The organism is Megasphaera sp. NM10, from assembly GCF_000417505.1.
GTDB lineage: Bacteria > Bacillota > Negativicutes > Veillonellales > Megasphaeraceae > Megasphaera > Megasphaera intestinihominis.
In genome coordinates this window covers 1-14,915 of the sequence record NZ_APHY01000028.1, presented here as the reverse complement: position 1 = coordinate 14,915, position 14,915 = coordinate 1, and the positions used below count along the sequence as shown (strand labels likewise).

Here is a 14,915-nt window from a genome sequence, read left to right as displayed (position 1 = left end):
TCGCCAGGCGGCTTACTGCAAAGCGTTGGCGCCGCTGACAATTTCCGTCAATTCGTTGGTGATACCAGCCTGACGGACTTTATTGTAGGTAACAGTCAATTTGTCGATCAGTTCGCCTGCGTTGTCCGTAGCCGACGTCATGGCCGTCATACGGGCACCGAGTTCGCTGGCAGCGGACTGAAGGAGGCTGTTGTAAATGAACAGATCCAGATACTGCGGCAGCAAGGCGTCGAGGACGAGCTTCGGATCCGGCGCGAAGAGGTATTCTTCCCGCGGCCCCCCTTCCTGCTGGCCTTCCTTCTGGGTAATGGGCAGCATCTTGACGATGCGCGTATCCTGGGACAGGGCCGACTTGAAGTGCGTGTAAATGACATAGACTTCGTCGACTTCGCCATCGAGGAACTTCTGCGTCGCCAAGTGGGCTATCTGCTGGGCGTGGCTGAACTGGGGCTTGTCGGAAAAACCGGACCACTTCTTTTCCGGTACCAGGTGGAGGTGCTTGAGGTACTCCATGGGCTTGCGGCCTGCGACCAGGAGCATCGATGCATCGCGGGGCTTGTCCTTGAGGACCGACACGATGGCCTTGTTGACATTGGAATTGAAAGCACCGGCCAGCCCTTTGTCCGAACCGATGATGATGTAGCACGTCTTCTTGACCGTATCATGAGGCGTGAACAAGGCGTTGCCCGCATCGGGCGAAGCCGCAGACAGACGCTGCAGCATGCCTTCCATCTTTTCGGTATACGGGGCGGTAGCCACGGCCCGATCCTGTGCACGGCGCAGTCGTACGGAGGAAACCATCTTCATGGCCTTAGTGATCTGCTGGGTATTGGTGACGGATTTAATACGTCTGTTTATTTCGCGTGCACTCGGCATAGCTTATTCCTCCTCTTTGATCAGTTCGTGAGAAGCGCCGTACTGCTTGGTGTATTCAGCGATAGCCTTCTGCAGCGTAGCTTCTGCGTCTTTGCCGAGTTCCTTCGTCGATTTGATGCTTTCGCCGACTTCCGGATAGTTACTGTGCATGAACTTGATGAAGCCGTCAGCAAACTGAGAAACTTCTTCAACCTGTACAGGCATGAGGTAGTTCTTGACGGCCAGGTAAATCTGCATGACCTGGTCTTCGACGGGCATCGGCTGATACTGCGGCTGGATGAGGAGCTGCATCGTCCGTTCGCCGGCGTCGATCTGGGCTTTCGTGCTCTTATCGAGGTCGGAGCCGAACTGGGCGAAAGCGGCCAATTCGCGGTACTGGGCCAGGCTCAGGCGGAGGGTACCGGCGATTTTCTTCATGGCCTTGATCTGGGCGGAGCCGCCGACACGGGAAACGGAGAGGCCGACGTTGATAGCCGGGCGGATCCCGGAGTTGAAGGCTTCTGTTTCCAGGAAGATCTGGCCGTCTGTGATGGAAATGACGTTAGTCGGGATATAGGCCGACAAGTCACCGGCCAGGGTTTCGATGATCGGCAGGGCCGTAATCGAGCCGCCGCCGAGTTCATCGGACAGCTTGGCAGCGCGTTCGAGGAGACGGGAATGTAAGTAGAATACGTCGCCCGGGTATGCTTCACGTCCTGGCGGACGACGGAGGAGCAGACTCATGGCGCGGTAAGCCTGAGCGTGTTTGGACAAGTCATCGTAGACGCAGAGGCAGTCCTTGCCCTGGAGCATGAAGTATTCGGCCATGGAAACGCCGGAATACGGGGCCAGGTACTGGAGCGGTGCGCCGTCGGAAGCCGTAGCGGCGACGACGATGGTATAGGCCATAGCGCCGTGTTCTTCCAGGGTCCGGACAACGCGGGCAACGGTCGATGCCTTCTGGCCGATAGCGACGTAGACGCAGATGACGCCTGTGTCCTTCTGATTCAGGATGGTATCGATGGCGATGGCCGTCTTGCCGGTGCCACGGTCACCGATGATGAGTTCACGCTGGCCACGGCCGATAGGAACCATGGAGTCGATAGCCTTGAGGCCTGTCTGGAGCGGTACCTTGACCGGCTGGCGGTCGGCGATGCCGAAAGCCTTGACTTCGATGAGGCGTGAATCTTTGGTCTTGATTTCCCCTTTGCCATCAATAGGTATCCCCAAGGGGTTGACAACGCGGCCGACCATGGCTTCGCCTACAGGGACACGCATGACGCGGCCTGTACGGCGGACGGTGTCGCCTTCCTTGATGAGGGCGTCATCGCCGAGCAGTACGGCGCCGACGTTGTCTTCTTCCAGGTTCAGGGCCATGCCGTAAACGCCGTGAGGCAGTTCCAGCAATTCCCCGGACATGGCTTTGTCCAAACCGTAAATGTGTGCAATGCCGTCCCCGACTTCCAGAACGGTGCCGACGTCGTCGACATTCATTTCCACATTATAATCTTCGATTTGTTTCTTGATTATAGCCGTTATTTCTTCTGGCTTCATTTTCATTATTCGTCCGTCACCCCATTCGTCACGTCAGCCTGGAGCAGTTTATGCTGCATATCGCGCAGCTGCCGCCGGAGGCTGCCGTCTATTAGTTTGTCGCCGATCTGGATGACCATGCCGCCGATGAGCGACGGGTCGACGTAGTACAGCGGTTCGATGTGCTGACCCGTCATGGCTTCCAGGCTGGCAACCAGTTTCGTTTCTTCTTTCTTGGACAGTGGTTTGACGACGCGGATCTTGGCCACTTCGATGTGCTGGGCCTTGCGGGCCAAATCGATGAACCCGTCAATGGCAAGCAAGAGGGCCGCTTCCCGGCGCCGGTCGATCATGACGTACATGAACTGCAGGACGATCGGCGATAGGCTGTCCTTGAAAATCTTTGCAAGTGTGTCTTTTTTAGACTGCGGCGGTACGAGGGGATGATTCAGGAATTTCCACAAATCGGGATTTTCCTGGAACGTGTCCCGTACGCCTTTCAGTTCTGTTCCGAACTCGGTAAGCTTCTTCTGTTCGCTGGCGATGTCGAACATCGCCTGGCTGTATTTGCTATAGATCGTTTCGGGTATCATAAGATCAGTTCCCCTTTACGCGGTGCGTCTGGAGCTGGTCGATGCAATCGGCTACCAGTTTGGCGTTCATGTCAGGATCCATGTTTTTCTGGAGCAGTTTTTCTGCCACAGCCATGGACAGTGTGACTACTTCATTACGCATTTCCCGGATAGCCGCTTCCCGTTCGTTGGCGATTTCCGTCTGGGCGATCTGTTTTTCCCGGGCGATCTGGGCGCGGATGGCTTCCAGCTGGGCCTGGGCTTCTTTGTCGGCCTGCTTGACAGCTTTGTCGACAATGGCCTGGGCTTCAGCACGGGCATCGCGGATCTGGGCTTCATAGTCGGCTTTCATCTTTTCAGCCGTTTCCCGGGCTTTGGCTGCGTTGTCGAGGTCCGACGCAATCTTGTTGCGGCGGTCTTCCAGGACTTTGAGCAGCGGTTTATAAGCGAACTTTGCCAGAATGGCAACTAACACGAAGAAGTTGATGAACTGGAACAGCAAGGTACCATTAATACTAACCAATGTACTTCCCTCCCCGGCTGTATATTAGAATCTTCGGATTAGAGCAGGCTGACGAACGGATTGGCGAAGACCAATACGATAGCGATGACAGCTGCGATAATCGGCATGGATTCGATCAGGCCGATGGAGATAAGCATGTTGACCAGGAGTTTGCCGCCCATTTCCGGCTGGCGGGCCGTACCTTCAAGCATCTTCGATGCGGCATGGCCGTCACCGATAGCAGCGCCGAGAGCTGCCAAACCAATACCTAAGCATGCACCAAATGCAGATAATGCCAATACGAGAGCTTTTTCCATAATAAATAACCTCCTAAGTTGTAACGGTATCTGAGCTTTTCTTAGTCTTCCGTAAAGGACGGTGCCAGATACGATGTAGTCAGAATGGTGAAGATGAATGCCTGGATGAGGCCGATGACGAAGCTAAAGAGGATCCAAATCATCGGGATGGCGACAGGCACGAGGAAGTACAGGACTTCCAACAGGATTTCACCGGCCAGGATGTTGCCAAAGAGACGGAAGGCCAGTGTCAACGGTTTGGTGATTTCTTCCATCAGATTGATGACGACAAACGGCGCAAAGGGTTCGAAGAAATGCTTGAAATGCTTTTTGAACCCCTGGTTCTTCAAGGCCATGAAGTGGACCATAAAGGAAGAAACCAGTGCCAGGGCGACAGTCGTATTCAAATCATTCGTCGGCGAAGCAGGACATGCGGATTCGGCAGCATGCCCAATTCGTTGGCGAAGAGGATGAACAGGAACATCGTCAGCAAGACCGAAACGACCTGGCCGTATTTCGGCCCCAACGTTTCCTTGAACTGATCGAGCAATGCTTCGATGACGATTTCCATGGCGTTCTGAAGTCCTGACGGGACGAGGGACCGGCCCCTTGTCGCAGCGACAGTGACGATAATGACCAAAGCCGCAACCAGCCAGGTCATCATGAGCGTATCCAAGTTGACATTCAGACCCAGGAGCTGGACGACCATATGATGCCCTGCATGTAATTCCATACGCAATACCTCCTTTCCTTTACCGTCTGAGACGCGCAGTCAGTACATCTGCGAAGACGAGGACGCGGTACGAAAAGATACCGGCCACGGCAGCCCCCAGGGAAATGGACGGGAACTGCAGGATGACGATGACGGCCAGGCAGATGAAGACCAGCCGGAACACGGCACCGCCGCGGATGAATGACGCCGCCTGCCCAGGCGGCAATTTTAAGGCCCGTACCGAACGGCTGCTGAGCATGAAGAAATAAACGATGTTCAAGCCGCTGCCGATACACCAGCCACTTATGTACTGCCACCAGCCTCCTAGAAAAAGGACGGCCGTGACGATACACGTAAAACCAACGAGCTTGTATATTGTTGCCTTTACATAAGCATAAAACGCTTCCATAGGCTATCCTCCGTGACATTTCACTTGCGCAGATGCCGGCCATGGCGCGCCTCGTCCTGCTGATAGGACAAGGCTTTTTTATATAAGGTCCAGAATCCGGAGATGGCACCGATGAAGGAAAAAAGAATCAATCCCCACGGCGACGTCCCGGCATGGACATCGATGAAGTGCCCTATGGCGACGCCGACACAGATGCAGACGAAGAGAGACAAACCTAAGGAACCGGCAATGACAACAATATCCCAAAGCCTCATGTGATTTAATTTGTCATCGTGAGGATCATCATGATGTCTCATACTACATACACTCCTGCTCGGGCGATGGCAGTTTTCCATAATCGTTTGGTATAGCAGTTATATACTGCCAGCAACGATTATTGGCTTATTTTAGCACGGAAAATCTGGAAAATCAATACAAAATGAAAGAAATTTAAACGTTATAGCTAAAAACGATTCTCAGTATAGCCTAAGACAATACTTAGCGGCTAAAATCATCCGGAACGGCTTCTTCCCCGGAAAAAACGTGGAGAATAGCCTGGACGATGCGCTGCGAAGCCTTGCCGTCGCCATAGGGATTGACAGCGTTGCTCATGGCATCGTAAGCGGCCTGGTCGGTCAGGAGCCGCTTCGTTTCGGCATAGACGACATCCTTGTCCGTGCCGATGAGGCGTACCGTGCCGGCTTCGACGGCTTCAGGCCGTTCGGTCGTATTGCGCAGGACCAGGACAGGCTTGCCGAGAGACGGCGCTTCTTCCTGGATGCCGCCAGAGTCGGTGAGGACCAGGCTGCTCAGGCTCATGAGATTGGCAAAGGGTTCATATTCCATGGGGTCGATGAGGTGGATGCGGTCGACACCGGCCAGTTCCTCTTCGACGACTTTGCGCACCAGCGGATTACGGTGGACAGGAAAGACGATTTCCGTATCGGGAATCTCTTCGATAATGCGGCGCAGGGCCTTATAGATATGGCGCATCGGTTCACCCAGGTTTTCCCGGCGGTGCGTCGTCAGGAGGATGACCCGGTGGTTATGGAAATCGACGTCCTTCAGGTCGTCGCCGAAGTCATAGTCGCCGGCAACGGTCATCATCAAGGCGTCGATGACCGTATTCCCCGTCACATAAATATGAGAAGGATTTACATTTTCCTTGAGCAGATTGGCCTTGGCCGTCGCCGTCGGTGCGAAGTGGATGGCTGCGATGGCACCGGTCAGCTTGCGGTTCATTTCTTCCGGGAAGGGCGAATAGATGTCCCCTGTCCGCAGACCGGCTTCGACGTGGCCTACCGGGACCTGCTGGTAGTACGAGGCCAGGGCGCCGGCAAAGGTCGTCGTCGTGTCGCCATGGACCAGGACCAGGTCGGGCTTTTCCTTGGCCAGGACATCTTTCAGGCCCATGAGGGACTTGGTCGTAATGTCGTACAGCGTCTGCCCCTGGGACATGATATCCAGGTCATAGTCCGGTGTAATCTGGAAGAGATCCAGTACCTGGTCGAGCATCTGACGGTGCTGGGCCGTAACGGCGACGATGGTCTGGATCCGGTCGGCATGTTTCTGCAATTCCAGTACGACAGGGGCCATCTTGATGGCTTCCGGCCGCGTACCGAATACAGTCATTACCTTGATCATAATAAAAAAACCTCCTTATAAGACAACCGATTCCACCCACTACTGTTTGTGGGTAGAATCGGTCGTTGATTTGCGCAATATGCCAATGCGTTTTGCCGAATAAATGATGACGGCAAGAACGACCAGGACAGTCACGATACCCGTCTTATAGCTCACGTTGGCTACAAAGAGGGCTACGATGCCGAGAATCATGCTGACAAAATACATTATTAATACGGCTTGCTTCTGTGTCATGCCCAGAGCCAGCAGGCGATGATGCAGGTGGCCCTTATCAGGCTGGAAAATCGGAACGCCGCTCATCTTGCGGCGGATGATAGCAAACGTCGTATCGAGGATCGGCAGACCCAGGGCGATGATGGGTACGACGAGAGCCACGGTGGCTGCCGTCTTGACCAGGCCTAAGACGGCGGCGACGGACAGGGTATAGCCCAGGAGCATACTGCCCGTATCACCCATGAAAATCTTGGCCGGGTTGAAATTGTACTGCAAGAAGCCCAAAGCCGCCCCGGCCATGGACACGATGACCAGAGCCGGCAGGAACTGGTTCAGGTTATAAGCCAGGAGGAACATCGAAATCGATGCGATGAAGGCGACGCCGGCTGCCAGGCCGTCAAGACCATCGATGAGGTTCACCGTATTGGTAAAGCCGATGATCCAGAAAATCGTCACGGGAATGGCAATGATTTCTGGCAGGACGATGATATCACCAAAAGGATTGGTCAGCCATTCGATCTGGATGCCAAAGGCGATGGGGATGCAGGCGGCCAGGATCTGGCCGACGAGCTTGACCTTGGCCGGAATGTTGCAGATGTCGTCCCAGATGCCGACGGCGACGATAGCCGTGCAGCCCAGGAGCATCCCGACCAGTTCATGCTGCAAAGGCACGCAGAACAAGACGGCTGCCATGAAGCCGATATAGATTGCCAGCCCGCCGAGCCGCGGGATGACATGAGTATGTACCTTTCTTGCATTGGGCCGGTCCACGGCGCCGATCTTGATAGCGAGTTTCTTGACGCTCGGCGTCAGGAGATAAGAAACGACTAATGCAATTACAAAGGGTACAACATATTGGAGCACAACACACGCCTACTTTCCATTAATCTATCAGTTCGTCAGACTGCGCATGGGCGCCGGGATGCGGCCGCCGCGGGCAATGAATTCATCTGACTTGTATTTATTGACATTGATGATCGGGCAATGGCCGAGGAGGCCGCCGAATTCAACATTGTCGCCGACGTCCTTGCCCGGTACGGGGATGACGCGGACGGCCGTCGTCTTGTTGTTGATCATGCCGATAGCCGCTTCGTCGGCGATGATGGCCGAAATGGTCGAGGCCGGCGTATTGCCGGGGATGGCGATCATGTCGAGGCCGACCGAGCAGACACAGGTCATGGCTTCCAGTTTTTCCAGGCTCAGGCTGCCGCGGCCGACGGCTTCGAGCATGCCCTTGTCTTCACTGACAGGGATAAAGGCGCCAGACAGGCCGCCGACGCGGGACGAAGCCATGAGGCCGCCCTTCTTGACGGCGTCGTTGAGGAGCGCCAGGGCTGCCGTCGTGCCGCAGGCACCACAGCTTTCCAGGCCCATTTCTTCCAAAATCGATGCGACGCTGTCGCCGACTGCCGGTGTCGGAGCCAAGGACAGGTCGATGATGCCAAAGGGCATGTTGAGGCGCTTCGACGCTTCCATGGCGACGAGCTGGCCGACGCGGGTAATCTTGAAGGCCGTCTTCTTGATGGTTTCGGCGACGACGTCAAAGGGCTGGCCTTTGACCTGTTCCAGGGCGACTTTGACGACGCCCGGGCCGCTGACACCGACGCTGATGCACGAATCCCCATTGGTGACGCCGTGGAAGGCGCCGGCCATGAAGGGGTTGTCTTCGACGGCATTGGAGAAGACGACGAGTTTGGCGCAGCCTAAGGCATCCTGGTCCTTCGTCCGTTCGGCCAGGTCCTTGAAGACGCGGCCCATTTCGGCGACGGCATCCATGTTGATGCCGGCCTTCGTCGAGCCGACGGCGACGGAACTGCAGACGAGGTCGGTCACAGCCAGGCTTTCGGCGATGGAGTCGATGAGGATGCGGTCGCCTTTGCTCATGCCCCGTTCGACCAGGGCCGAGAAGCCGCCGATGAAGTTGATGCCGATTTCTTTAGCTGCCTTGTCGAGGGTCCGGGCGATGTCGACGTAACTCGTCAGGTCGCTGGCCCCGGCGACGAGGCTGATGGGCGTCACGGAGACGCGCTTATTGATGATGGGCACGCCGTATTCGCGGGAGATGGCTTCTCCCGTTTCGACTAAGTGTTCACCGTATTTCGTGATTTTATCGTAAATATTGTTGCACAAGGTCTTGCCGTCGCTGGCGCAGCAGTCGAGGAGGCTGATGCCCATGGTAATGGTGCGGACGTCAAGGTTGTTCTTTTGAATCATCTGATTCGTTTCAAGTACGTCTTGGATTGTCAGCATATCATTTCTCCTTAGCCTACACGATGCATTGCGTCAAAAATAGCCTGGTTCTGCGCCCGGATTTCAACGCCGAGGGCATCGCCCTTCTGTTTGAGCAAATCCTGTAAGGTATCTAAGGTAATATCGGAATTATCCATGTCCACGATCATGGCCATGTTGAAAATGCCATCTAAGATGACCTGGTTGATCGTCAAGATATTGACTTTATTTTCTGCCATGATCTGGCTGACGGCGGCGATGATACCAGTGCGGTCCACGCCAACTACGGTGATTACAACTTTCACAGCTGTCCACTCCTTTTCGTTATTAAATTCCATGCTTCCCTATTATAGCACAGGTAGCGTACTGAATTCCACTGTCTGCATACGAAATGATAGAATTGACGACAAACTTGCAACTCTGAGCTATTTATTCAATGCCTTGCTGATGAGGGCCTTGCCTTCTTCCAGGAGCTTGCCGGCCTGGTCGGGCGAAACGAAGCTTTCAGCGTATAATTTGTACAGGTCTTCGGTGCCGGACGGGCGGGCGGCGACCCAGCCGTCGTCGGTCGTGATCTTGACGCCGCCGATGGCGAAATCACCATACGGGGACTTGGAGAGGACGGCCGTAATGGGGCTGCCGCACAAGGTCTTTTCCGTGACGTCGGCTTCGGTGAGGGCGCTGATCTTGTCTTTTTCTTCCAGCGTCGCCGGTGCATCGCTGCGCATGGTGTACGGCCGGCCCAGTTTTTCACAGAGGTCGTTGTAATATTCGATGGGCGATTTGCCCGTGACGGCGCGGATTTCAGCGGCCAGGAGGCACATGATCATGCCGTCCTTGTCGGTCGTCCAGACGCTGCGGTCCTTGGCGATGAACGAGCCGCCGGCACTTTCTTCGCCGGAAAAGGCGATCTTGCCATCTGTATAGAGGGGGCCGAAATATTTGAAGCCGACCGGGACTTCATAGAGCGGGATGTCCAGGAGCTTGGCTTCCCGGGCGAGCATATCCGTCGTGACGACGGTCTTGGCGATGCCCAGGCCTTCGAAATTGCGGTGCGTCATGAGATAATGGGCCGCGACGGTCAAAAAGGCGTTGGCCGAAATCATGCCTTCCGCGCCGGAGACGATGCCGAAGCGGTCGTAGTCCGGGTCATTGGCCAGGACGAGGTTATAGTCTGCGGCCTGGCCGGTGACGGCCGACATGACATAGGCCGACGAGCAGTCCATGCGGACCTTGCCGTCGTGGTCGTAATTCATGAAGGTGAACTGCGGGTCATACGTATCGTTGACGAAATCCAGGTCCAGGTGGTACGTGTCGGAAATCTGGTGCCAGTAGTTCATGCCCGACCCGCCCAGGGCGTTGACCAGGATGCGCAATTTAGCGTCGCGGATGGCGTCCATGTCGATGATGGAGTCCAGTTCGGCCACGTAGAGGCCCTTGTAATCATAAGGGACGACAAATGCGCTGTCCTTGGCCTGGTCATGGGCCATCATCTGGACGCCTTCGTTGTGGCCGGCCAGGAGACGGTTGGCTTCCCTTTCGATAGCCTTGGTGATATCCGAACCGGCCGGCCCGCCGGTAATGGGGTTATACTTGATGCCGCCATGTTCCGGAGGATTGTGGGACGGCGTAATGATCAAACCGTCGGCCAGGCGTTCACCACGATGGCTGTTGTAGCGCAGGATGGCCCGCGATACAGACGGTGTCGGTACGAAATCGCCAACACTATCGACGTAAGCCGTGACGCCGTTGGCTGCCAGGACGGACAAGACCGTTTCATAAGCCAGTTTCGACAGATAATGGGTATCTTCGCCGACGAACAGCGGCCCTTCGGCGCCGAACTGCTTGCGGAAGTTGCAGACAGCCTGGGTAATAGCCGCCACGTGGTCCTGGGTAAAGCTGCCGTTGCCGGCCTGGCCGCGATGGCCTGATGTGCCGAAACGGACCTGCTGATGAGGATCCGCCACATCGGGATGCGTCGTATGATATGCCGCAGCGATGGCTTTCAAATCAATGTAGTCTTCTTTTCTTACTTTGGTACCTGCCAATTCATGTACTGCCATACTATCACCTGCTTCATTATTTTGACAATCGCACAGCGATTTTATACAATAAGGACGAGTATGCGGGGTTCCATCCCCCACTCCCCATGGCTGTACGTCATCATTGTTATAGTTTACATTCATTATAACAAAAAATGTATCAATATCCTAGATATATAAGGAAGAAAGGTGATTTGCATGACAAAATTTATTTCCTGGAACGTCAACGGCCTGCGGGCTGTCATGAAGAAAGGCTTCATGGATACGTTCCAAGCCCTCGACGCCGACGTCTTCTGCCTGCAGGAAACAAAGCTCCAGGCCGGCCAGATCGACCTGGACCTGCCGGGCTATGAACAATACTGGAACTATGCCGACCGCAAAGGCTACAGCGGCACGGCCATCTTCACCCGCCTGTCTTCCCTGTCCGTCCGCTACGGCATGGGCATCGACGAGCACGACCACGAAGGACGCCTGATCACCCTGGAATTCCCGGAATACTACTTCGTGACCTGCTATACGCCCAATTCCCAGAGCGAACTGGCCCGCCTGCCGTACCGCATGAAATGGGAAGACGACTTCCGCCAGTACCTGCTGGAACTGCACCGGGACAAGCCGGTCATCGTCTGCGGCGACCTCAACGTGGCCCACGAAGAAATCGACCTCAAGAACCCCAAGACGAACCATAAGAACGCCGGCTTCTCCGATGAAGAACGGCAGAAGATGACGGACCTCCTGGCAGCGGGCTTCACCGATACGTGGCGCCACTTCTACCCCGACGTGACCGGTGTGTATTCGTGGTGGAGCTACCGTTTCAAAGCCCGTCAGAACAATGCCGGATGGCGCATCGACTACTTCCTGACTACGAAGGACCTCGACGACCGGCTGGAAAAAGCCGCCATATACACCGACATCACCGGCAGCGACCACTGCCCGGTCGGTCTGGAATTGAAATGATTTTTTCGCAAAGGAGCGATACGTATGTTAAAGAAATTGACCACAGCCTTACTGGCCTGCACGGCTTTTGCCCTGCCCCAGGCCTTCGCCTTGTCCGTCCTGCCCGAAGCCGGTGTCAGCCTCGGCGTCGGCACGAAAGAACAGTACGCCGAAGCCAAAGTCCTGCCGCGGACGACCATCGGCTATAAACGGGCCGACCGCGACCAGTACGGCAACCAGAACGACATCTATGCCAAATACAATGTCATCGGCTCGAAAGTCCAGCTCCTCGGCGGCTGGCGCAACAACATCGACGAACAGTCGAGCTCGACGTCCTTCTACGGCGGCATCGGCGTCGCTGCGCCGCACATCCTGGGCCTCCAGCCCTATGCGACCTACGTCAAGGGCTCGCACTTTGCCGAAGCCCAGGCCGGCCTCAATTACAACATCGCCTTCGGCTGGGGCCTGAACGTCAATTACCATAACTACATGCCCGAAGACGGCGACAACGAACACGGCGTCGGCGCCGGCGTGACCTTCCATTTTTAAAGGACGCAGTTCGCAGGCCGCAGTTCGCATTCGCAGGCCGCATCGTAAGTGCCGTCCCAGGGGCGGCAAAAGGCAACCTCTCCGGCCCTATGGGCCACCTCTCCTATCAGGAGAGGCTTAAGGCTCCCTTTATAGGGGAGCTGGCAGCGTAGCTGACTGAGGGGTTGCTTGTCATTATAAAAAAAGGGCTTGTCGCACGAAGGCTTTTGCCATCATGTGATATCCCTTTCTCTTTATAGTTTGTAATGTGGAGTTTGTAGTTTGTAGAAGCTGATTTTAAATTTTTTACCATTTGCTGCAAACTAAAAACTATAAACTTAAAACTCAAAAAGGAGCTGTCGCAATGCGACAGCTCCTTTTTACATCCAAACGATATATTAGAAAGCGTTATGAGAATATTCGTAGTACATGTCGGTGAGCTGATCCATTTTGTCGCTCATTTCGACCATGAGGTCCGATGCGGTATCGTAGTCGTCAGCAGCCAGGGCCTGTTTGATCTTGGAGAAGATGGACAGGCTCTTTTCGGTGTCGCGGCCTAATTCCGTGCGGAGAGCGTTAATCTTGGTCCAGCGTTCGACTTCGAGAGCATTGCTGTCGCCATCAGCATGGAGCTGTTCGGCAGCGATGACTTTCGAGAGGTTTTCCGGAATGATGCGGTACTGGAGTTCCAGTGCCCAGCGGCTGAGAGCGCCGAGTTTGAAGGATTCCATGATGCGTTTCTGGAAAGCGTCGCAAGCGAGGTCGTCCAGTTTTTCCGGATACGTCGTAAGGGCTTTGAAGTTTTCCCATACCGTACGCGGAGCTTTGCCGAACATGGCATTGCGTTCTTCGTCGCTGAAGTTTTCGAAGACGTCGACTTCGGAGCGGTATGCCCGGTCTTTTTCCAGGTAATCTGCGTCTTCGCCCGGTTTCTTGGAGAGTTCAGCCAGGAGTTCAGCCGTCGATTTGCCGCTGGAGAGAGCGTATTTGATGCCGTCCAGAGCGCCGAGGTAGCACATAGCGATGGCGATGTACGTATTGGTGAACGGGTTGGGAGCGCGGAGTTCGAAACGCGTAGCTGCCGGGCTGGTGATGTCACGGATGAGGCCGGCCAGGACGGAACGGTTACGAGTCGGAACGTCCGGTGTTTCGCCGCCGAGAGCCGTAACGATGCAGACAGGAGCTTCGAAGCCCGGTTTCAAGCGGTTGAGGGAGTCCGTCGTCGACGATACGAAGGGGTTTATGACTTCGTAGTGTTTGAGGATACCCATGATAGCGCCATAGCCGACGGCCGAGAGGAATTCGCTCTTCATGTCATCCGGGTTGAAGAGGTTGACGAATTTGCCATTCTTCATGATAGCGCCGATGCCGAGATGCGTATGTTCACCGGAGCCGGCAACACCGTGGATCGGTTTTGCCTGGAAGGTGACTTCGAGGCCGTTTTCGCGGAAGACTTCGCGGACGATGATACGGGCAGCGATTTCGTTATCGGCTGTCTGTACAGGGTCGCTGGCGTATTTCCAGTCGACTTCGAGCTGTTCGAGGACGAAGGTCAATTTACCGGAATCGTCGATCTGGGCTTTGACGCCGCCGACTTCTTTATGGCCCATTTCCGGTTCGAGGCCGTATTTTTCAAGGCGTTCGACGGTCTGTTCAAGCGCCGTGCGGACGACGCCGTGTGTACGCTGCCAGTACTGTTCCTGCATCTTCTGGGATGCCGACAAGAGTCGGGTAGCTACGTCCTGGCTCGGGGTCTTGACCCAGAATTCCAATTCTGTAGCCGTCGTGAAGACGATCTTTTCGATGTCATCAGGATTGATGGACGTGCCTTTGATGCCGTATTTCTTGACAAGAGCCAAAATCTGGTCGCCTACGTAGTCGCAGGTGTTGCGAAGGATGGAACGGGAGTCGATAAAGCCCGTAGCATGGCGGAGGAAGCTCGGGATACGGAGCGTACCGACGGGTTTGCCCGTTTCCGAATCGATATTGCCGTCATTGTAATCGACGAACCAGTCGACGCCGGGGTCGGCTTTGATGTCGACACGAGCATTGGACAAGGTAGCGATGCCCGGCAGGACAACGGAAGAACCGTCTGTCTGGAAAGCCGTAGCATTGAAGAATTTATCGTATTCATCGAAGAATACACTGATAGGAATCTTTTCGTCCGTATCGTTACCGGCGAGGTCGATGCCTACGAGAGATACAAATTTAATTTCCGGGTGCTGTTCGAGTAAAGCCAGCACACCTTCTTTACCATATTGACCTGCAGGGATTACATATACTAAATCATCTTTAGCCATCATGACTCCTCCTTTGGGTGAAAAAAAAGACTCCGCCCCTGTGGTTAAGGTTCGGAGTCTTCTTTGACTCTTGTTTCATGACCTATTTTATTTTCAAATCATGCTAAAATAATACAATCAATCAGTCTATTTGTCAATACTGATTTTTTAGAAAAATCTAACAAAACT

15 protein-coding genes and 1 pseudogene are annotated in these 14,915 nt (G+C 54.9%); 2 read left to right on the top strand and 14 right to left on the bottom strand.

The features are described 5' to 3' along the window. Positions 1-12: 12 nt before the first annotated feature. The 13 genes and pseudogenes from atpG to NM10_RS05990 form a co-directional block, all read right to left on the bottom strand. Positions 13-876 (bottom strand): ATP synthase F1 subunit gamma, encoded by an 864-nt coding sequence (atpG, locus tag NM10_RS06050; protein ID WP_020310708.1) that lies wholly within the window; start codon positions 874-876, stop codon positions 13-15. A 3-nt stretch (positions 877-879) separates the two neighbouring features. Next, on the bottom strand, positions 880-2,415 hold the full coding sequence (gene atpA / locus NM10_RS06045) for a F0F1 ATP synthase subunit alpha (protein ID WP_020310707.1): 1,536 nt from the start codon (positions 2,413-2,415) through the stop codon (positions 880-882). Continuing rightward, positions 2,415-2,981: an ATP synthase F1 subunit delta gene (gene atpH, locus NM10_RS06040; protein ID WP_014016845.1), complete on the bottom strand. Its 567-nt coding sequence runs from the start codon at positions 2,979-2,981 to the stop codon at positions 2,415-2,417. The genes atpA and atpH overlap by 1 nt, the downstream gene beginning before the upstream one ends. Before the next feature lie 4 nt (positions 2,982-2,985). Next, positions 2,986-3,483 carry a F0F1 ATP synthase subunit B gene (gene atpF / locus NM10_RS06035; protein WP_014016846.1) on the bottom strand — a complete coding sequence of 166 codons (498 nt, stop codon included), beginning with the start codon at positions 3,481-3,483 and terminating at the stop codon, positions 2,986-2,988. Between the two features lie 38 nt (positions 3,484-3,521). Then, complete coding sequence (atpE, locus tag NM10_RS06030) at positions 3,522-3,779, bottom strand: F0F1 ATP synthase subunit C (RefSeq protein WP_014016847.1); 258 nt, start codon at positions 3,777-3,779, stop codon at positions 3,522-3,524. Between the two features lie 41 nt (positions 3,780-3,820). After that, positions 3,821-4,491 (bottom strand): annotated as a pseudogene (gene atpB, locus NM10_RS06025) (F0F1 ATP synthase subunit A). A gap of 19 nt (positions 4,492-4,510) precedes the next feature. Further along, positions 4,511-4,879 carry an ATP synthase subunit I gene (locus tag NM10_RS06020; protein WP_020310706.1) on the bottom strand — a complete coding sequence of 123 codons (369 nt, stop codon included), beginning with the start codon at positions 4,877-4,879 and terminating at the stop codon, positions 4,511-4,513. Positions 4,880-4,899: 20 nt separating this feature from the next. Next, a complete protein-coding gene (locus NM10_RS06015; protein ID WP_020310705.1) occupies positions 4,900-5,175 on the bottom strand; it encodes an AtpZ/AtpI family protein in 276 nt (91 codons plus the stop codon). Positions 5,176-5,356: 181 nt separating this feature from the next. Next, positions 5,357-6,502 (bottom strand): non-hydrolyzing UDP-N-acetylglucosamine 2-epimerase, encoded by a 1,146-nt coding sequence (gene wecB / locus NM10_RS06010; protein WP_020310704.1) that lies wholly within the window; start codon positions 6,500-6,502, stop codon positions 5,357-5,359. A gap of 39 nt (positions 6,503-6,541) precedes the next feature. After that, the gene (locus NM10_RS06005) at positions 6,542-7,579 is read right to left on the bottom strand and encodes a glycosyltransferase family 4 protein (RefSeq protein ID WP_020310703.1); all 1,038 of its coding nucleotides are present in this window, start codon (positions 7,577-7,579) and stop codon (positions 6,542-6,544) included. 27 nt (positions 7,580-7,606) lie between these two features. Then, the gene (locus tag NM10_RS06000) at positions 7,607-8,965 is read right to left on the bottom strand and encodes a PFL family protein (protein ID WP_020310702.1); all 1,359 of its coding nucleotides are present in this window, start codon (positions 8,963-8,965) and stop codon (positions 7,607-7,609) included. 11 nt (positions 8,966-8,976) lie between these two features. Then, positions 8,977-9,249: an ACT domain-containing protein gene (locus NM10_RS05995; RefSeq protein WP_014016854.1), complete on the bottom strand. Its 273-nt coding sequence runs from the start codon at positions 9,247-9,249 to the stop codon at positions 8,977-8,979. 120 nt (positions 9,250-9,369) lie between these two features. After that, positions 9,370-11,007, bottom strand: a complete 1,638-nt coding sequence (locus NM10_RS05990) for a phosphoglucomutase (protein ID WP_020310701.1) — start codon at positions 11,005-11,007, stop codon at positions 9,370-9,372. A gap of 177 nt (positions 11,008-11,184) precedes the next feature. Here NM10_RS05990 and NM10_RS05985 point away from each other — a divergent pair, with 177 nt between their 5' ends. After that, the gene (locus tag NM10_RS05985) at positions 11,185-11,940 is read left to right on the top strand and encodes an exodeoxyribonuclease III (protein ID WP_020310700.1); all 756 of its coding nucleotides are present in this window, start codon (positions 11,185-11,187) and stop codon (positions 11,938-11,940) included. A 24-nt stretch (positions 11,941-11,964) separates the two neighbouring features. Next, positions 11,965-12,468 carry a hypothetical protein gene (locus NM10_RS05980; RefSeq protein WP_020310699.1) on the top strand — a complete coding sequence of 168 codons (504 nt, stop codon included), beginning with the start codon at positions 11,965-11,967 and terminating at the stop codon, positions 12,466-12,468. Between the two features lie 377 nt (positions 12,469-12,845). Here NM10_RS05980 and NM10_RS05975 read toward each other — a convergent pair whose 3' ends face one another. Then, positions 12,846-14,747: a glutamine synthetase gene (locus NM10_RS05975; RefSeq protein WP_020310698.1), complete on the bottom strand. Its 1,902-nt coding sequence runs from the start codon at positions 14,745-14,747 to the stop codon at positions 12,846-12,848. Positions 14,748-14,915 lie beyond the last annotated feature (168 nt).